The following is a 14,243-nucleotide window of genomic DNA, read 5'->3' as shown; positions in this document are numbered from 1 at the left end:
TCAGGAGAGGTGAGAAGTGGTGAGGTGAGGCAGGAGGGAGGCGTAATGCCGCTCAGCGGCGCTTGCCGGCGCCCGCGTGGCGCGCCAGCAGTCCCGGCAGCTTGCGCGGGTCGTCCACCCGCGTCCGGAGGCTCGGCGTCCAGCCCGCACCCGACTGGAGGGTGTCCTCCGGGAACTCCGCGTTGTGCACGGCGATGAGGTCGACGCGCTTGCCGTTGACGTAGTTGGCGTCGGCGGTGACCGGTGCCTCCTTCCACTTCTTGAGGATCTTCGCGGCGCTGACCCCGCGCGGGAGGGTGAACGCGTTCCTCTGGGCGACGAGTTGAGACTCCTGGCCGATCCCGAACGAGTACTGATAGCCGCCTGCGGGGACCACGTAGTGGTTGTTGTAGGCGTCGACCTGACCGAAGCGGACGCGCGGCGCGCGCTCGACGATGTCCCTGAAGATGTTGTGGTGCAGGGTGACCCGCAGCTTGCCGCGGTCGGTGGCGCCCGCGCTGTCGCTGTTGCCGATCATCAGGGTCTTGTCGTGATCGGCGAACACGTTCCAGGAGGCGGTGACCAGATCCGCCCCGCGTACGACGTCGAGCTCGCCGTCGTGCTGCTGGTAGATCTCGCCGTAGTAGGACGGCAGTGAACTGTCGGGGTGCTCGCCGTCGGTGAACGTGTTGTGATCCACCCACACATGCGTCGAGCCGTACACGACCATGCTGTCGTACTCGGAGTTCCAGGCCCCCCTGTCCCCGTCCGTGGGGTCCCACTGCGGGAAGCAGTCCAGGGGGCTCTCCAAGGTGAGGTTGCGGACGACGACGTTGTCCACGCCCTGGATCTGCAGGCTGCCGCCGACGATCCCCGCGTTGTTGCCGACGCCCACGATGGTCGTGTCGGCGGGCACGTACGCCTTGATCGCCGCGGCCTGCCGTGTCGCCGACGCGGCCCGCAGGTCCTCCTGCGCGCCGCTGACCGGCGTGTCACGTCCCCACACGGCGGGGTCGTAGTCGGCGAGATAGCGGTCGAAGTCGTAGCCGTCGGCCTCGAACGCGGCGCAGCCCTCGGCCGTCGCGTTCAGCGTGCCCTTGACCTTGATGACCCGGGGAGCGCCCGCGTCGTCCGCGAGCGCGGCCCGCAGTTCCTCCCAGGTGCTGACGGTGTAGGTGTGCGCCGCGTCGGCCCCGGCTCCGCCGGTGGTCCCGCCGTCGGCCGACGCCCACCCGTCGCGCGGCGGCAGTACGTCGTGCCTGGAGCCGGCGGCCGAGGCTGGGGCACTGGTGACCGCCATCACCAGCGCGGTACATCCGGCGAGCGCCGCGAGGGATCTGCGCGCGGCCACTCTGGTCGTAGTTCTCGTCGTCCTCATCGTCACGGTCCTTCCGGCCAGGTGATCCAGGATGGGGGTATCGCGGCGTTCAGCCGCCGCACGTCCCGCGGCGCGAGCACCTTGTGGTGCAGCAGTCCGGCAGCCACCAGGCGGGCCACTTCGATCGCGCCCGGCGGATTGAAGTGCGTGTTGTCCTGCTCGGTGGCGGTCCAGTTGAAGTACGCCTTGGTCGCCTCGACGCCGAGCTTCTGCCACAGCGCGAGGGACTGGGTCTGCACGTCGAGCAGCGGCACGCCCTCGGCCGCGGCGAGCGCGCGCATCGCCGCCGGGTACGCGCCGTGGGTGGGCAGGGCGGTGCCGTCCGCGTCGAACTTCCTGCGCTCCACGGCGGTGACGAGCACCGGCCGCGCGCCACGGGAGCGAGCCCCGTCGACGTACTGCCTGAGGTAGTCCTGGTACGTCGACCAGGGTTCGGTGTAGCGGGTCGGGTCGGCGCTCTTCTCGTCGTTGTGCGCGAACTGGATCAGGAGGCGGTCACCGGGCCTGATCGTCTCCAGGATCGCCGCGAGCCGGCCCTCGTCGACGAAGCTCTTCGAACTCCGGCCGTTCATCGCGTGGTTGGCGATCCGCAGGCGGTCGATCAGGAAGAAGGGGAGGGCCATGCCCCAGCCGGTCTCGGGCGCCGCGTCCGCGTACTTCTGCGCGGCGGTGGAGTCTCCGGCAATGTAGAGGGTGGGCCTGGTGCCCACCGGGCGGGCGAACGCCGCCGGGGCCGCGGCCGCCGCGAGCGGAAGGCTCGCGAGGGCCGCGACCGCACGGCGTCGGCCGACGCCGTGCGCGGGGCGCGCTGTCACTTGTTCTGTTCGTTCCACTCGGCCTGAGCCTTGTTGAGCTGCTCGGCGAGGCTGTCGAGGAAGTCCTTCGCGGACATCTTGCCGAGCAGGACCTTCTGGTAGTTCGGCTCGTTGTCGGCCTTGCTGATGGTGTTCCAGTCGGGCAGGTAGTACGGCAGCTGCACGATCTTCAGGGAGCCGTCGTTGAGCGCGGCGGCGGCCAGCTTCGTGGGCTCGGCCTCGTTCACCCAGGCGTCCTTGGAGGCCGCGGTGTTGGCGGGGATGGCTCCCGCGGACTTGTTCCACTTGCTGTTGGACTCGTGCGAGGCGGCGAACTCGATGAACTTCCAGGCCGCCGCCTTCTTCTTGCTGGACTTGAACAGGCCAAGACCGTCGACGGGGTTGGAGACCTGGACGCGGATGCCCTCGTCGGTCGTCGGGTTGGGCAGGCCGCGGAACTTGCCCTCACCGAGCGCCTTCACGTGATCCGCGTAGGAGCCGAGGTTGTGGCTGAGCATGCCGATCTGGCCCGTGTCCCACTGGGCGTTCATCTTCTTGAAGTCGTTGTTGACGTCGGCCTCGGGGGTGTTCTTCTTGTAGAGCGCGACGTACTTCTCCAGCGCCTCCACGTTCTTCGGGTCGTTGACGGTCGTCTTCTCGCCGTCCCAGAACGAACCGATGCCGGACTGGCCGTAGGCCGCGTCGAGCGCCTGCGCGATGGAACCCTCGCCGCCGCGGATGGTGTAACCGAACTTGTTCGCGTCCTTGTCGGTGAGCTTGTCGGCCGCCTCGTAGAACTTGCTCCAGGTGGTGGGAGCCTCCAGGCCGGCGGCCTTGAACAGGTCGGTGCGGTAGTACAGGACGCCGTTGCTCGCCGACGTCGGCATCGTGAAGAGCCGGTTGCCGCCGCCCGCGGCCCGGACGCTGTCCACCATGCCCGGGTTCAGCTTGCCCTCCAGGGAGCTGCCGCTGAGCCGGTCGTCCAGCGGCTCCAGGGCGTTCTGCGCGGAGATCCCGGCGAGCATCGCGGCACCGACGCCGCCGACGTCGGGCAGGCCGCCGCCCTGGATCGCGGTGTCGTACTTGGACTGGACGCTCTCGGCGGGGATCGGCACGTACTTGACGTTGATGTCCGGGTTCTTCGCCTCGAAGTCCTTGATGATCTCCTTCCAGACGTCGGTGCGGACACCGCCGTTGTTGTCCCAGAAGGTGATCTCGCCCTTGCCCGAGCCCTCCTGGCCCTTGTCGCCGCCCGCCCCGCTGCCGTCGTCGCCGCAGGCGGTGGCGGTCAGCGCGAACGCGGCGGTGAAGGCGACGGCGGCCACCGCGCGACGGCTTCTGCCGCGGTTTCCGCTTCTGTCTCTGTTTCCACGGGTGGTGATGTTCATGGTCGGCTCTCTTCTTTGAGGGTGCGGTTTACGGGGCTTCAGGTGATCCGGAAGTGCGTGAACAGGGCTGTCCCGGCCCCGTTCCGGCCCGTGGGGGCGGCGGCGAACAGGCCAAGGAGCGCGCCCACCCATCGCCATGGCGTCGCGGCGAAGACCTGGCCCGAGGGGCGGAAGCCGTCGCCGGTGTCGGCGGAGAAGCGGCAGCGGGCGCCCTCCGCGACGTCGATCCGCAGCCGGGCGGTGCCGTCGGGGACGAGGCGCGGGTACTCGGCGTCGCGCTCGTGCTCCGCGACCGGCTCCGCGAACCGGTGCACGAGGCGGACCGTGCCGTCGTCGTCGCGCTCCAGGCCGATCCAGTCGAAGGCGTCGCCGAGCACGGCGAGCCCGGCCCTGGCGCCGTCCGCGGAGCCGTCGAGCCGCAGCCCGACCTCCACGGTGCACGGCGTGAGCGGAAGGCGCTGGGTCAGGACGTGGGGCAGGCGGCGCAGGTCGTGGACTTCGGCGGACCTGACGCAGGCCAGCCGCAGTCCGTCCGCCCCGTGCGAAGTCGCCCACCCCTCGCCGGGGTTGGCGGACCACTGCCACTGGCGGCCGTGGCGCCCGCCGGGGAAGTCGTCGTCGGTGGCGGGCGCGGACACGGGCTGCGCGGGCAGGTCGGGCTTCTTGTGTACGGCCACGGGGGCGCCGCCGTCCCCGATCACCGGCCAGCCGTCGGTGTCCCAGCGCATCGGCTGGAGGTGCACGACCCTGCCGTACGCGCCACGCTGCTGGAAGTGCAGGAACCAGTCGTCGCCGGACGGGGTGCGCACCCAGCCGCCCTGGTGCGGGCCGTTGACGTCGGTGTCGCCCTGCTCCAGGACGATCCGCTCCTCGTAGGGGCCGTGGAAGGTCCGGGAGCGGAAGGCACCCTGCCAGCCGGTCTCCACCCCGCCGGCGGGGGCGAGGATCCAGAACCAGCCGTCGTGGCGGTACAGCTTGGGGCCCTCCAGCGTGAACCAGCCGGGCAGCCGGTCGGCGTCGATCAACACCCGCCCCTCGTCGAGGAGGTCACGGCCGTCCGGGCTCATGCGGTGACCGGTGAGCCGGTTCTTGATCCCGGAGCGCGACTTGGCCCAGGCGTGCACGAGATAGGCCTCGCCGCGCTCCTCGTCCCACAGCGGGCAGGCGTCGATGAGGCCCTTGCCCGCCTTGACGAGGTGCGGCGCGCTCCAAGGTCCCCGGATGTCAGGGGAGTTGACCTGGAAGATGCCGTGGTCCGGGTCGCCCCAGAAGATCCAGAACCGTCCCTCGTGGTGCCGGATCGACGGCGCCCACACCCCGCAGTCGTGCCGCGGCGCGGCGAACGACTCCGCGGGCTCGAGGCGCTCGAGGGCGTGCCCGGTCAGGGTCCAGTTCACCAGGTCGCGGGAGTGCAGGAGCGGCAGCCCCGGGGCGCGCCCGAAGCTGGACGCGGTGAGGTAGAAGTCGTCGCCGACCCGGACGACGTCGGGGTCGGACCAGTCGGCGGCGAGGACGGGATTGCGGTAGGTCCCGTCGCCGAGGTCACCCGGCCTGATCGCCCCCGCCGCGTTCACGCCGTCACCGCCTTGCGGACGAGCCCCGCGGCTTCGCTCCGGCTCGGGTGGCCGTCGGAGACGACGGTGATGACACGGCGTACGACGGTCTCGCCGGGGCCGATCGGCAGGCGCCGCGTGTGCGCGAGCGAGGAGCCGACGCCGGGATACTCCGCGGTCCGCACGAACCACGGGTCACGCCGCGTCTCGGGCGTGGCCCCGGCGAAGACGAGCGTCCAGCCCTGTCCGGAGAGGGCCACCCAGTCGGCCGTGGCCCCGTGCGCGGCGGCCTCGCCGTCAGCGTCCGCGGTGAACACCTCGGGGGGCCGCGTCTCCTTGGGGGCACGCCAGAAGAAGCCTCCGTAGGCGGCGCCGGGGCGGCCGTTGGTGGCCGGGCTGCCGATCGAGACCTCCGCCGCGGCCGGGTTGGTGAGGGAGAACGTGAAGTCGAGGGCCCAGGCGGACGGGGTGAGGGGCGTGACGGCGACGGTGCGCCGCTCGCGCAGCAGCTCGCACTCGCCGTCGAGCCAGCCGATCTCCTCGACGAACCCGTCGGGGTCGCGCAGCTTGAACTCCAGATGGCGCTGTTCACCGTGGTTGTCGAGCTCGGTGGGCCCCTGGTCGCGCACGAAGGTGCGCCCGCCCCAGAAGTTGCGGCCCGCCGCGTCGGGCACGGCGACGCCCACGCCGAAGTGGTGCGGGTGGTCGGCCGGACCGTACTCGGTGACGGGGAGGCCGCCGAAGGTGCGGACGGGGTGGAGATAGGGGCGGGGCGCAAGGCGTGGGCCCGCCGTGGGGTGGATGACGTAGCGGCCGACGGGGCGGCCCGAGCAGCGCAGCATGAGCGCGGTGTCGGTCGCGGTTCTGTTCATGGCGTACTCACCTCGGTGGGGTCTCGGCGGGGGAGGAGTGAGCGGTGGACGGTGTGGGGCCGGGCTGGCCGGGGCGCGCCCAGAACGTGCCGAGCTCCGCGAAGCCGCACAGCGTGTCGGCGCTCGCCGCGACGAGCCCGTCGACGCCGTGCACGACCCGGCGCCGCACGCCTTCGTGCTCGCCGGGCACCACGCGCCAGGCCTCGACCGGCAGGGGGAGTGGGTCGGGCGCCGTGCGGACCGCCTCGACGACCTTCATGAAGGCGCCCGTCGACACCGGCGGAACCAGCAGCTCGGCGTGGCCCGCGAGGTGGCCGACAAGATTCTCGAGGAGGTCCGTCCGCCCGTGAAGGACCTCCTCGGGCCCGTGCCCGGCGCGCTGCACGAGCACCCGGTCCTGCTTGTACCAGAACGTGATGCGGCCCCGGGTGCCGTGGACGATGACGTACGGCTCGTCGGGACGCTCGGCGCAGAGGGTCGCGGCAACACTCACGCGGCCGCCGCGCGCGGTGCTGATCCCCACGAACGAGGTGTCGTCCGACTCGATGGCGTTGGCACGGAACAACTCCGTGTCCACCCGCGCGATGTCCTCGGCCCGCGTGGACCCGTCCACCGCCAGGGCGGTGGCGACGGCGTGGGCGAGGGGGTTGGTCAGGACCCCGTCCACGACATCCACGCCGTCCAGGCGGCGCCGCCCCGCCCAGGGCGCGCGCCGGTAGTACGCCTCGTCGCGGGCCCAGGCGCCCGCCGCGCCGACACCCATCGGCTCCCCGATCGCGCCTTCGGCGACCAGGGCGCGGATGGCGGGCACGGCGTGCGAGCCGAGCGACTGGAACCCGACCTGGCAGGCCACGCCCCCGGCGGTCACCGCGTCGGTGATTCGCCGGAACGCGGCGTACGAAGGGGCGGGCGGCTTCTCCAGGAGCAGGTGCACGCCTCGCTCGGCGGCGGCCACGGCCAGGTCGGCGTGGGTGGGGATGGGCGTGCAGATGACGGCGACGGCGGCTCCGGTGGCGTCGAGCAGTCCCGCGAAGTCCGCGGATTGCGTGGGCTCACCGAGCCCGTCGAGTTCGGCATCACTCAGTGGTGCGAGCTCACAGATCCCCACGAGGCGTACAAGCCCGGCCTGTTGGAGACGCCGGATGTTCTCCAGGTGCCATCTGCCATGCCCGCGCGCACCGGCGAGGACCAGCGGCAGCGGGGTGCGGGGCGCCGCGGGCCCCGGGCCTGGGGTCATCGGATTCTCCCCGCGCCGGCGCCGTACGCGTACGACTTGGCGGCGGTGGCGCCTCCAGTCGTGCCGCTGCTGCCGCCGCTCCCGTTGCCGGTCGCCGCCGAGCCGTCGTCGGCGGTCGGCTGAAGGACGAGGCGGTGCCTCAGACGCGACGTGAAACCGCTCATCCCTTCACCGCCCCGGCGCTGAACCCGGTGACCAGCCACTTCTGGATGAACGCGAAGACGATCACGACGGGCAGGGCGGCGATGACGCCGCCGGCCGCGAGCGCGCCGAGGTCGACGCTGTCGGCGCCCATCAGGGTGGCGAGGCCGACCGGGATCGTCTGCTTGTCCTGGTTGGAGAGGAACATCAGGGCGAACAGGAAGTGGTTCCAGCTGTGCACGAAGGCGAAGGAGCCGACGGCGATCAGACCGGGCCGCAACAGCGGCAGGACGACGGCGCAGAAGGCGCGGAAGCGTCCGCAGCCGTCGACCCAGGCGGCCTCCTCCAGGGAGTAGGGCACGTTCTTGATGAATCCGCTGATCAGGATCATCGAGAGGGGCAGCTGGAAGACGGCCTCGGCGATGATGACGCTGCCGAGCGAGTTGATCATCTGCAGGTTGGCGAAGATCTGGAAGAGCGGCACCAGCATCAGTGCGCCGGGGATGAACTGCGAGCACAGCAACGCCAGCATGAAGCCGCGCTTGATCTTGAAGTCGAAGCGGGCCAGGGCATAGCCGCCGGCCAGGGCGACGACCGTGGTCATCAGCATCGAGAGGACGCCGACGATGAGGCTGTTCTGGAAGAAGAGGCCGAAGCTGCGCTCGGTCCACACCTTGTCGAAGTGCTCGAAGGTGATCGGCCAGGGGAGCAGCGAGGTCGAGCCCGCCGGGCGGATCGCGAAGAGCAGCATCCAGTAGAAGGGGATGAGCGTGAAGAGGAGGTAGAGGCCGAGCGGCAGGTAGATCTGCCAGCGGGGGGCTTGGTCCCAGGGGCGCCGCTTCGGTGTGCGCGCGCCACCGCCGCGGATCTCGGCGGTCGCGGTGATGTCCGCCATGGCGCTTTCCCTGTCCAGGTGCTGAGTGGTGGTCATTTGTCCTGACCTCCGAACTTGCTCAGCCGCAGATAGACCATCGAGCAGAAGAGGAGGATCACGAACGCGATGGAGGTCAGCGCGGAGGCGTAACCGAAGTCGTGCGAGTCGACGGCGATGGACGCGATGCGCAGCGGCAGGGTCGTCGTCTCGCCCGCGGGCCCGCCGCCGGTGAGGGTGTAGAGCAGGTCGACGTTGTTGAACTCCCAGACCGCGCGAAGCAGCGTGGAGAGGATGATCGCGTCCTTCAGGTGCGGCAGCGTGATGTGCAGGAACTGCCGGAAGCGGCTCGCGCCGTCCACCTCCGCCGCCTCGTACAGGTCCTTCGACACGGACTGCAGGTCGGCCAGGATGAGGATCGCGAAGAAGGGGACGCCGCGCCAGAGTTCGGCGACGACGACGGCGGGGAAGACGGTGCTGGTGTCCGAGAGCCAGGACGTTCCGTACGAGCCGATGCCCATGTCCGCGAGGTAACGGGTGATGCCCGTCTGGGAGTTGAAGATCAGCAGCCAGATCGTCGAGGTCAGCACGCCGGAGACGGCCCACGGTGAGAAGACCATGGCGCGGGCCATCGCGCGGCCGATGAACGTCTGGTTCACGATCAGCGCGAGCCCGAGGCCGAGCAGCAGTTGCAGGACGACCTCGACGACGACCCACTGGAGGCTGAAGCCGAGTGTCTGCCAGAACTGCGGGTCCTCGGTGAACGCGGTGACGAAGTTGTCGAAGCCCGCGAAGCCGTCGCGCCAGGGCTTGGTCGGGTTGTGGTGGCGCAGGCTGTAGTAGAAGACGCTGATGACGGGGTAGGCGATGAAGCCCACCATCAGGAGTCCGGCCGGCGCGATCAGCAGATACGGGAGCCGGCGCGGGGTCGCTCCCGTTCGGCGCCGGTGCGCACCCGGCATGCGGCGCCGGGGCGGTGGCTGCGGTGGCGCTTTCGCCACAGCTGAGGCCATGTCTGCTTCTCCGTTCTCAGGGGCGGCACACGGTCCGCGAGATGAAGCGCTTCGCAGACGTTGTTCGATATCTCGTACACGAGGGCATGCGGAAGAGTGCGGGTGAGGAGAGCTGCGGGAGCTCAGCCCACGTACGGGTCGGGGACCTCGCCGTCGCGGGCCAGGAACGCGAAGTCGCACCCGGTGTCGGCCTGCGTGATCTGCTCGTCGTAGAGCGCGCCGTAGCCGCGTCCGAAGCGGGTGGGCGGCGGTGTCCACGCGGCCCGTCGTCGCGCCAGCTCCTCGTCGGACACGTCGAGGCTGAGGGAGCGCGCCTCGACGTCCAGGGTGATCAGGTCGCCCGTGTTCACCAGGGCGAGCGGCCCGCCCACATGCGACTCGGGCGCGATGTGCAGGACGCACGCGCCGTACGACGTGCCGCTCATCCGCGCGTCGGAGATCCGCACCATGTCGCGCACCCCTTGCTTGAGCAGGTGATCGGGGATCGGGAGCATGCCGTACTCGGGCATCCCGGGGCCGCCCCTGGGACCCGAGCCCCGCAGGACGAGGACGTGGTCGGCGGTGATGCCGAGCTCCGGGTCGTTGATGGTGCGCTGCATCTGCCGGTAGTCGTCGAAGACGACCGCGGGGCCGGTGTGGCGCAACAGGTGCGGCTCGGCGGCGATGTGCTTGATGACAGCGCCGTCCGGGCAGAGGTTGCCGCGCAGGACCGCCACACCGCCCTCGTCGGCCAGGGGCTTGGTGCGGGGCCGGATGACCTCGGGGTTGTGCACGGTGGCACCCGCGAGCTGCTCGCGCAGGCTGTCATGGGCGACGGTGGGCCGGTCCAGGTGCAGAACGTCGGTCAACTGGGCCAGGAACGCCGGGAGTCCGCCCGCGAAGTGGAAGTCCTCCATGAGGTACTGCCCGCCGGGGCGCAGGTTGGCGAGCACCGGCACGGTCCGCGCGATCCGGTCGAAGTCGTCGAGCGTGAGCCGTACGCCGCTGCGGCCCGCCATGGCGATCAGGTGGATCACCGCGTTGGTGGAGCCGCCGAGCGCGAGGACGGTGGCGACCGCGTCCGCGTAGGCGTCGGAGGTGAGGAACCGCGACAACTTCAGGTCCCGTTGGACGAGTTCGACGATCCGCATGCCGGACGCGGCAGCCATCCGGTCGTGCCCGGAGTCCACCGCGGGGATGGAGGAGGCACCGGGCATCGTCACGCCGAGGGCCTCGGCCGCGGCGGTCAGCGTGGAGGCGGTGCCCATGGTCATGCAGTGCCCCGGGGAGCGGGCAAGGCCGTTCTCCAGCTCGGCCAGTTCACAGTCACCTATGAGGCCGGCGCGCTTGTCGTCCCAGTACTTCCACATGTCGGTGCCGGAACCGAGCACCTCGTTGCGCCAGTGGCCCGGGAGCATGGGCCCCGCGGGTACGAAGACCGTCGGCAGGTCGACGCTCGCGGCGCCCATGAGCAGGGCGGGCGTCGTCTTGTCGCAGCCGCCCATCAGTACGGCGCCATCCACCGGGTAGGACCGGAGCAGCTCCTCCGTCTCCATGGCGAGGAGGTTCCGGTAGAGCATCGGCGTCGGCTTCTGGAACGTCTCCGAGAGCGTGGCGACGGGGAACTCCAGGGGGAAGCCGCCCGCCTGCCACACCCCGCGCTTGACCGCCTGGGCGCGGTCGCGCAGGTGGACGTGGCAGGGGTTGATGTCGGACCAGGTGTTGAGGACCGCGATGACGGGCTTGCCCAGATGCTCCTCGGGCAGATACCCGAGCTGCCGGGTGCGCGCCCGATGGCTGAAGGACCGCAGGCCGTCCGTGCCCCACCACTGGTGGCTGCGCAGTTCGTCGGGCCTCATGCCGACCACGCCTTCACCAGGGCAGCTATCTCGTCGCGCCGCTCCTCGGGCAGCTCCCGGCTCGGCGGGCGCACCTCGCGGCGGCACAGACCGAGCGCCGCAAGGGCTTCCTTGACGACCGTGACGTTGTCCGCGGACTGGTCGGCGGCGCGCAGCTCCTCGAAGCGGCGGATCCGCTCCCAGACGTCCATGGCCGCCGGATAGTCCCCGGCGCGCAGCGCCTGGAGCATGCCCAGCGACACCTCGGGCGCGACATTGACCAGACCCGAGGTGAAGCCGGTGGCGCCGACGGCCCAGTAGGCGGGCGCGTACAGCTCGGCGAGCCCCGCCACCCACACGAACCGGTCGAGCCCCGCGTCCCGGGCGAACGCGGCGAAGGCGGCGGCGTCCGGAGTCGCGTACTTCGCGCCGATCACGTTGGGGCACAAGTCCCCGAGATCCGCCAGGCGTTCGCCGGTGAGGCGCGGATTGCGGATGTACGGGACGACACCCAGCTCGGGCACGGCGTCGGCGACGGCGCGGTGGTAGTCGACCCAGCCGTCCTGCGACACGTACGGATGCACGGGCTGATGGACCATCACCATGTGCGCCCCGGCGTCCCGCGCATGCCGGGCCGCGGTGATCGCCGTCGGCAGATCATGGCCGACGCCGACGAGCACGAAGGCGCCGCTGCGGATCGCCTCCTCCATGGTCAACTCGGTCACCAGAAGCCGCTCTTCGGGACTCAGCGCGTAGAACTCGCCGGTGTTCCCGTTCGGGGTGAGCGTGCGCACGCCCCCGTCGGTGAGCCGCCTGACCAGGGCGCGGTAGGTGTCCTGCTCAACCGATCCGTCCTCGGCGAACGGGGTCACCGGGATCGCGACCACATCGGCGAGCGCCGAACGCAGCTCGCCGAAACGGGAGAAGCGGGAGTCGGGGGTCGGGCCGGTCATGAAAGCTCCCCTTCCGGGAACGCCCGCCGCACGAACGAGGCGATGTGGTCATGGAGTCCGCTAGCCGCCGCGTCGGCTTCCCCGGCGAGCGCGAGCCGCAGGATCTCCCGGTGCTCGGCCGCCTCCCGCTCCCAGGAGGGCAGCGTCGCCCAGGCGACGGCGGAGACCAGGGCCGCCTGGTCACGCACGTCGTCGAGCATCCGGGAGAGCAGCGGGTTGCCGCACGGGACGTAGAGAGCGCGATGGAACTCCCGGTTGGCCAGCGAGCGTTCGGCCGCATCGGCGGCCGAGTCCGCACGCTCCAGTGCGTCGCGTGCCTCCTCCAGGAGGGCGCCGCTGCGGACGGTGCGCCGCAGGGCCTCCGGTTCGAGGAGCAGGCGTACGTCGTAGACCTCCTGCGCCATGGCTGCGTCGACCGTGCGCACGGTGGCGCCCTTGTACTGGCTCATGACGACGAGGCCGGTCCCGGCGAGCGTCTTCAGCGCTTCCCGTACGGGCGTCTTGGAGACAGCGAACTGGGCGGCGAGCTCGGTCTCGACGAGGGGCTGGCCGGGCGCCAACTGCCCGGTGAGGATGCGGTGCTTGATCGCCTCGAGCACGTACTGCGTGCGCGAGGGGATGGGGTGGGGCGCAAAGTTCATCGATGCTCTCAGTCGTCGTGCGGCCGTCGTGCGGTCACCGCTCAGGGCCGTCGTGCAGTCATCACGTATCGCGTCTCATATATGACGTACGAAGTACGACGCGATGAAGCTAGGACGCCGCCCGGCCCGCGTCAACGTTTCGCGCAAGAAAACTCGTTCGAAATATCGGAGTCGGAGCCCGTCTGCTCGAAGCGCTTCGACTGTTACCGCACGAACCGTTGACGTACTCATCACGGCTCCCTACCTTGTCCCGGCAAGCGCTTTCCTAAAACGATTCAATCGCGTAGCGGAGGACGAACTGTGCCGACGAATGGGGAAGTTGACAGGCGTGGCCTGTTGAAGCTGGTCGGTGGCTCCTTGGCGGCCCTCGGGCTGACAGCGGCGGGCTGCGGCGGCGGCAGCGGATCCGGGGACGGGACCGTCACCATCCGGTACGCGTGGTGGGGCTCCGACGACCGCGCCAAGCGGATCAACCGCACCATCGAGCTCTTCGAGAAGAAGCACCCGAAGATCAAGGTGAAGACGGACTTCCAGCCCTACCTCGACTTCTGGAAGAAGTTCAACACCCAGGCGTCCGGCGGGAATCCGCCCGACGTCTTCCAGAACGCCATCGGCTTCCTGCGCAAGTACGACCAGCGCAATGTGCTGCTCGACCTGAACGCGCAGGCCAAGGCGGGCAACTTGCGCCTGGACGGTTTCCGGGCGGGCCTGGAGAAGTTCGGCGAGGTCGACGGCAAGCTGCTCGGCGTTCCCGTCGGCAGCAACTCCATGGCCCTGGTGATCGACAAGCCGGTCTTCGAGAAGGCCGGTGTCACCCCGAAGATGGGCTGGACCTGGGACGACTTCCGCACCGCGATGGAGAAGATCCACCAGCAGGGCAGGGCGGGCGACAGCGGACTCTACGGCGTCATGTACCTCTACGACCCCTACCTGCGCCAGCAGGGCAAGGCCTTCTTCACCAAGGACGGCCTGGGCTTCGACGAGGCCGACCTCAAGGAGTGGTGGACCAAGGGGTACGCCGGAGTGAAGTCGGGGATCTACGCCGACCCGAAGAAGGTCGCCCAGATCAAGCCCAAGTCGGCCGTGGCCGCCGAGATCGCCGCGTCCGAGTTCACCTGGGACAACTTCACCGTCCGCTACAGCGCCGAGGGCAAGAGCACGTACGGTCTCGCCCCGCTCCCGACCACCGACGGCAAGAAGACGGGGCAGTACCTCGGCTCGCTGATGCTCAGCGGCTCCAAGCGCACGCAACACCCCAAGGAGGTCGCGCAGTTCATCGACTTCATGGTGCACGACCCCGAGGTCGCCAAGATCATGGGATACGACCGCGGTGTGCCCACCACGACCGCGCAGTACGAGGCGTACAAGCCCGCCGAGGAGAAGGACAAGGTGATCGCCTCGGTCAACAAGGAGATCGCCGCGTACGAGGAGCAGCTGGTCGACTCCGGTGTCCTGGAGACCATCACGCCGCACCCGGCGGGCGCGGACGTCTGCGAGGCGGCGTTCCTGCGCATCGCGGAGGAACTGGCACTGGGGGAGCGGTCGGTGGACGAAGCGGTGAAGCAGTTCTTCACCGAGTGCAAGACCGCGCTCGGTTCCTGATGGG

13 protein-coding genes are annotated in these 14,243 nt (G+C 70.2%); 1 reads left to right on the top strand and 12 read right to left on the bottom strand.

Translation table 11 applies throughout. The features are described 5' to 3' along the window. Positions 1-52 precede the first annotated feature (52 nt). The 12 genes from ACZ5U5_RS04410 to ACZ5U5_RS04355 form a co-directional block, all read right to left on the bottom strand. Positions 53-1,357: a pectate lyase family protein gene (locus ACZ5U5_RS04410; RefSeq protein ID WP_469016053.1), complete on the bottom strand. Its 1,305-nt coding sequence runs from the start codon at positions 1,355-1,357 to the stop codon at positions 53-55. A gap of 2 nt (positions 1,358-1,359) precedes the next feature. Next, entirely contained in the window at positions 1,360-2,172 is an 813-nt protein-coding gene (locus tag ACZ5U5_RS04405) for a rhamnogalacturonan acetylesterase (RefSeq protein ID WP_469016050.1), read from the bottom strand. Next, positions 2,169-3,539 carry an ABC transporter substrate-binding protein gene (locus tag ACZ5U5_RS04400; protein ID WP_469016048.1) on the bottom strand — a complete coding sequence of 457 codons (1,371 nt, stop codon included), beginning with the start codon at positions 3,537-3,539 and terminating at the stop codon, positions 2,169-2,171. Before ACZ5U5_RS04400 ends, ACZ5U5_RS04405 begins: the two co-directional genes overlap by 4 nt. A 38-nt stretch (positions 3,540-3,577) precedes the next feature. Next, the gene (locus ACZ5U5_RS04395; protein ID WP_469016045.1) at positions 3,578-5,113 is read right to left on the bottom strand and encodes a glycoside hydrolase family 43 protein; all 1,536 of its coding nucleotides are present in this window, start codon (positions 5,111-5,113) and stop codon (positions 3,578-3,580) included. Continuing rightward, positions 5,110-5,964: a DUF6807 domain-containing protein gene (locus ACZ5U5_RS04390; protein WP_469016043.1), complete on the bottom strand. Its 855-nt coding sequence runs from the start codon at positions 5,962-5,964 to the stop codon at positions 5,110-5,112. The genes ACZ5U5_RS04395 and ACZ5U5_RS04390 overlap by 4 nt, the downstream gene beginning before the upstream one ends. A gap of 7 nt (positions 5,965-5,971) precedes the next feature. After that, a complete protein-coding gene (locus tag ACZ5U5_RS04385; RefSeq protein WP_469016041.1) occupies positions 5,972-7,201 on the bottom strand; it encodes a Gfo/Idh/MocA family protein in 1,230 nt (409 codons plus the stop codon). Beyond that, entirely contained in the window at positions 7,198-7,365 is a 168-nt protein-coding gene (locus ACZ5U5_RS04380; protein ID WP_469016038.1) for a hypothetical protein, read from the bottom strand. Before ACZ5U5_RS04380 ends, ACZ5U5_RS04385 begins: the two co-directional genes overlap by 4 nt. Then, positions 7,362-8,237 carry a carbohydrate ABC transporter permease gene (locus ACZ5U5_RS04375; protein WP_469016958.1) on the bottom strand — a complete coding sequence of 292 codons (876 nt, stop codon included), beginning with the start codon at positions 8,235-8,237 and terminating at the stop codon, positions 7,362-7,364. The genes ACZ5U5_RS04380 and ACZ5U5_RS04375 overlap by 4 nt, the downstream gene beginning before the upstream one ends. A gap of 32 nt (positions 8,238-8,269) precedes the next feature. Continuing rightward, positions 8,270-9,226 carry a carbohydrate ABC transporter permease gene (locus tag ACZ5U5_RS04370; protein WP_469016036.1) on the bottom strand — a complete coding sequence of 319 codons (957 nt, stop codon included), beginning with the start codon at positions 9,224-9,226 and terminating at the stop codon, positions 8,270-8,272. Between the two features lie 122 nt (positions 9,227-9,348). After that, the gene (gene araD / locus ACZ5U5_RS04365; protein ID WP_469016033.1) at positions 9,349-11,064 is read right to left on the bottom strand and encodes an L-arabinonate dehydratase; all 1,716 of its coding nucleotides are present in this window, start codon (positions 11,062-11,064) and stop codon (positions 9,349-9,351) included. Continuing rightward, positions 11,061-11,996: a dihydrodipicolinate synthase family protein gene (locus tag ACZ5U5_RS04360; protein ID WP_469016031.1), complete on the bottom strand. Its 936-nt coding sequence runs from the start codon at positions 11,994-11,996 to the stop codon at positions 11,061-11,063. Before ACZ5U5_RS04360 ends, araD begins: the two co-directional genes overlap by 4 nt. Further along, a complete protein-coding gene (locus ACZ5U5_RS04355; protein WP_469016028.1) occupies positions 11,993-12,637 on the bottom strand; it encodes a GntR family transcriptional regulator in 645 nt (214 codons plus the stop codon). Before ACZ5U5_RS04355 ends, ACZ5U5_RS04360 begins: the two co-directional genes overlap by 4 nt. A 300-nt stretch (positions 12,638-12,937) precedes the next feature. On the opposite strand from ACZ5U5_RS04355, the gene ACZ5U5_RS04350 reads away from it, so the two are divergent. Beyond that, a complete protein-coding gene (locus tag ACZ5U5_RS04350) occupies positions 12,938-14,239 on the top strand; it encodes an ABC transporter substrate-binding protein (RefSeq protein ID WP_469016025.1) in 1,302 nt (433 codons plus the stop codon). The last annotated feature ends 4 nt before the right edge of the window (positions 14,240-14,243 follow it).

This window comes from Streptomyces sp. NPDC033177 (assembly GCF_055577715.1).
The sequence above is the reverse complement of the archived record's forward strand: the minus strand, read 5'-3'. Positions and strand labels throughout refer to the sequence as shown.

Bases quoted from the DNA above. Each gene is read 5' to 3' on its own strand.
- ACZ5U5_RS04410 (WP_469016053.1), bottom strand. From the start codon at position 1,357: ATGAGGACGACGAGAACTACGACCAGAGTGGCCGCGCGCAGATCCCTC.
- ACZ5U5_RS04400 (WP_469016048.1), bottom strand. From the start codon at position 3,539: ATGAACATCACCACCCGTGGAAACAGAGACAGAAGCGGAAACCGCGGC.
- ACZ5U5_RS04390 (WP_469016043.1), bottom strand. From the start codon at position 5,964: ATGAACAGAACCGCGACCGACACCGCGCTCATGCTGCGCTGCTCGGGC.
- ACZ5U5_RS04385 (WP_469016041.1), bottom strand. From the start codon at position 7,201: ATGACCCCAGGCCCGGGGCCCGCGGCGCCCCGCACCCCGCTGCCGCTG.
- ACZ5U5_RS04380 (WP_469016038.1), bottom strand. From the start codon at position 7,365: ATGAGCGGTTTCACGTCGCGTCTGAGGCACCGCCTCGTCCTTCAGCCG.
- ACZ5U5_RS04375 (WP_469016958.1), bottom strand. From the start codon at position 8,237: ATGGCGGACATCACCGCGACCGCCGAGATCCGCGGCGGTGGCGCGCGC.
- ACZ5U5_RS04370 (WP_469016036.1), bottom strand. From the start codon at position 9,226: ATGGCCTCAGCTGTGGCGAAAGCGCCACCGCAGCCACCGCCCCGGCGC.
- araD (WP_469016033.1), bottom strand. From the start codon at position 11,064: ATGAGGCCCGACGAACTGCGCAGCCACCAGTGGTGGGGCACGGACGGC.
- ACZ5U5_RS04360 (WP_469016031.1), bottom strand. From the start codon at position 11,996: ATGACCGGCCCGACCCCCGACTCCCGCTTCTCCCGTTTCGGCGAGCTG.
- ACZ5U5_RS04355 (WP_469016028.1), bottom strand. From the start codon at position 12,637: ATGAACTTTGCGCCCCACCCCATCCCCTCGCGCACGCAGTACGTGCTC.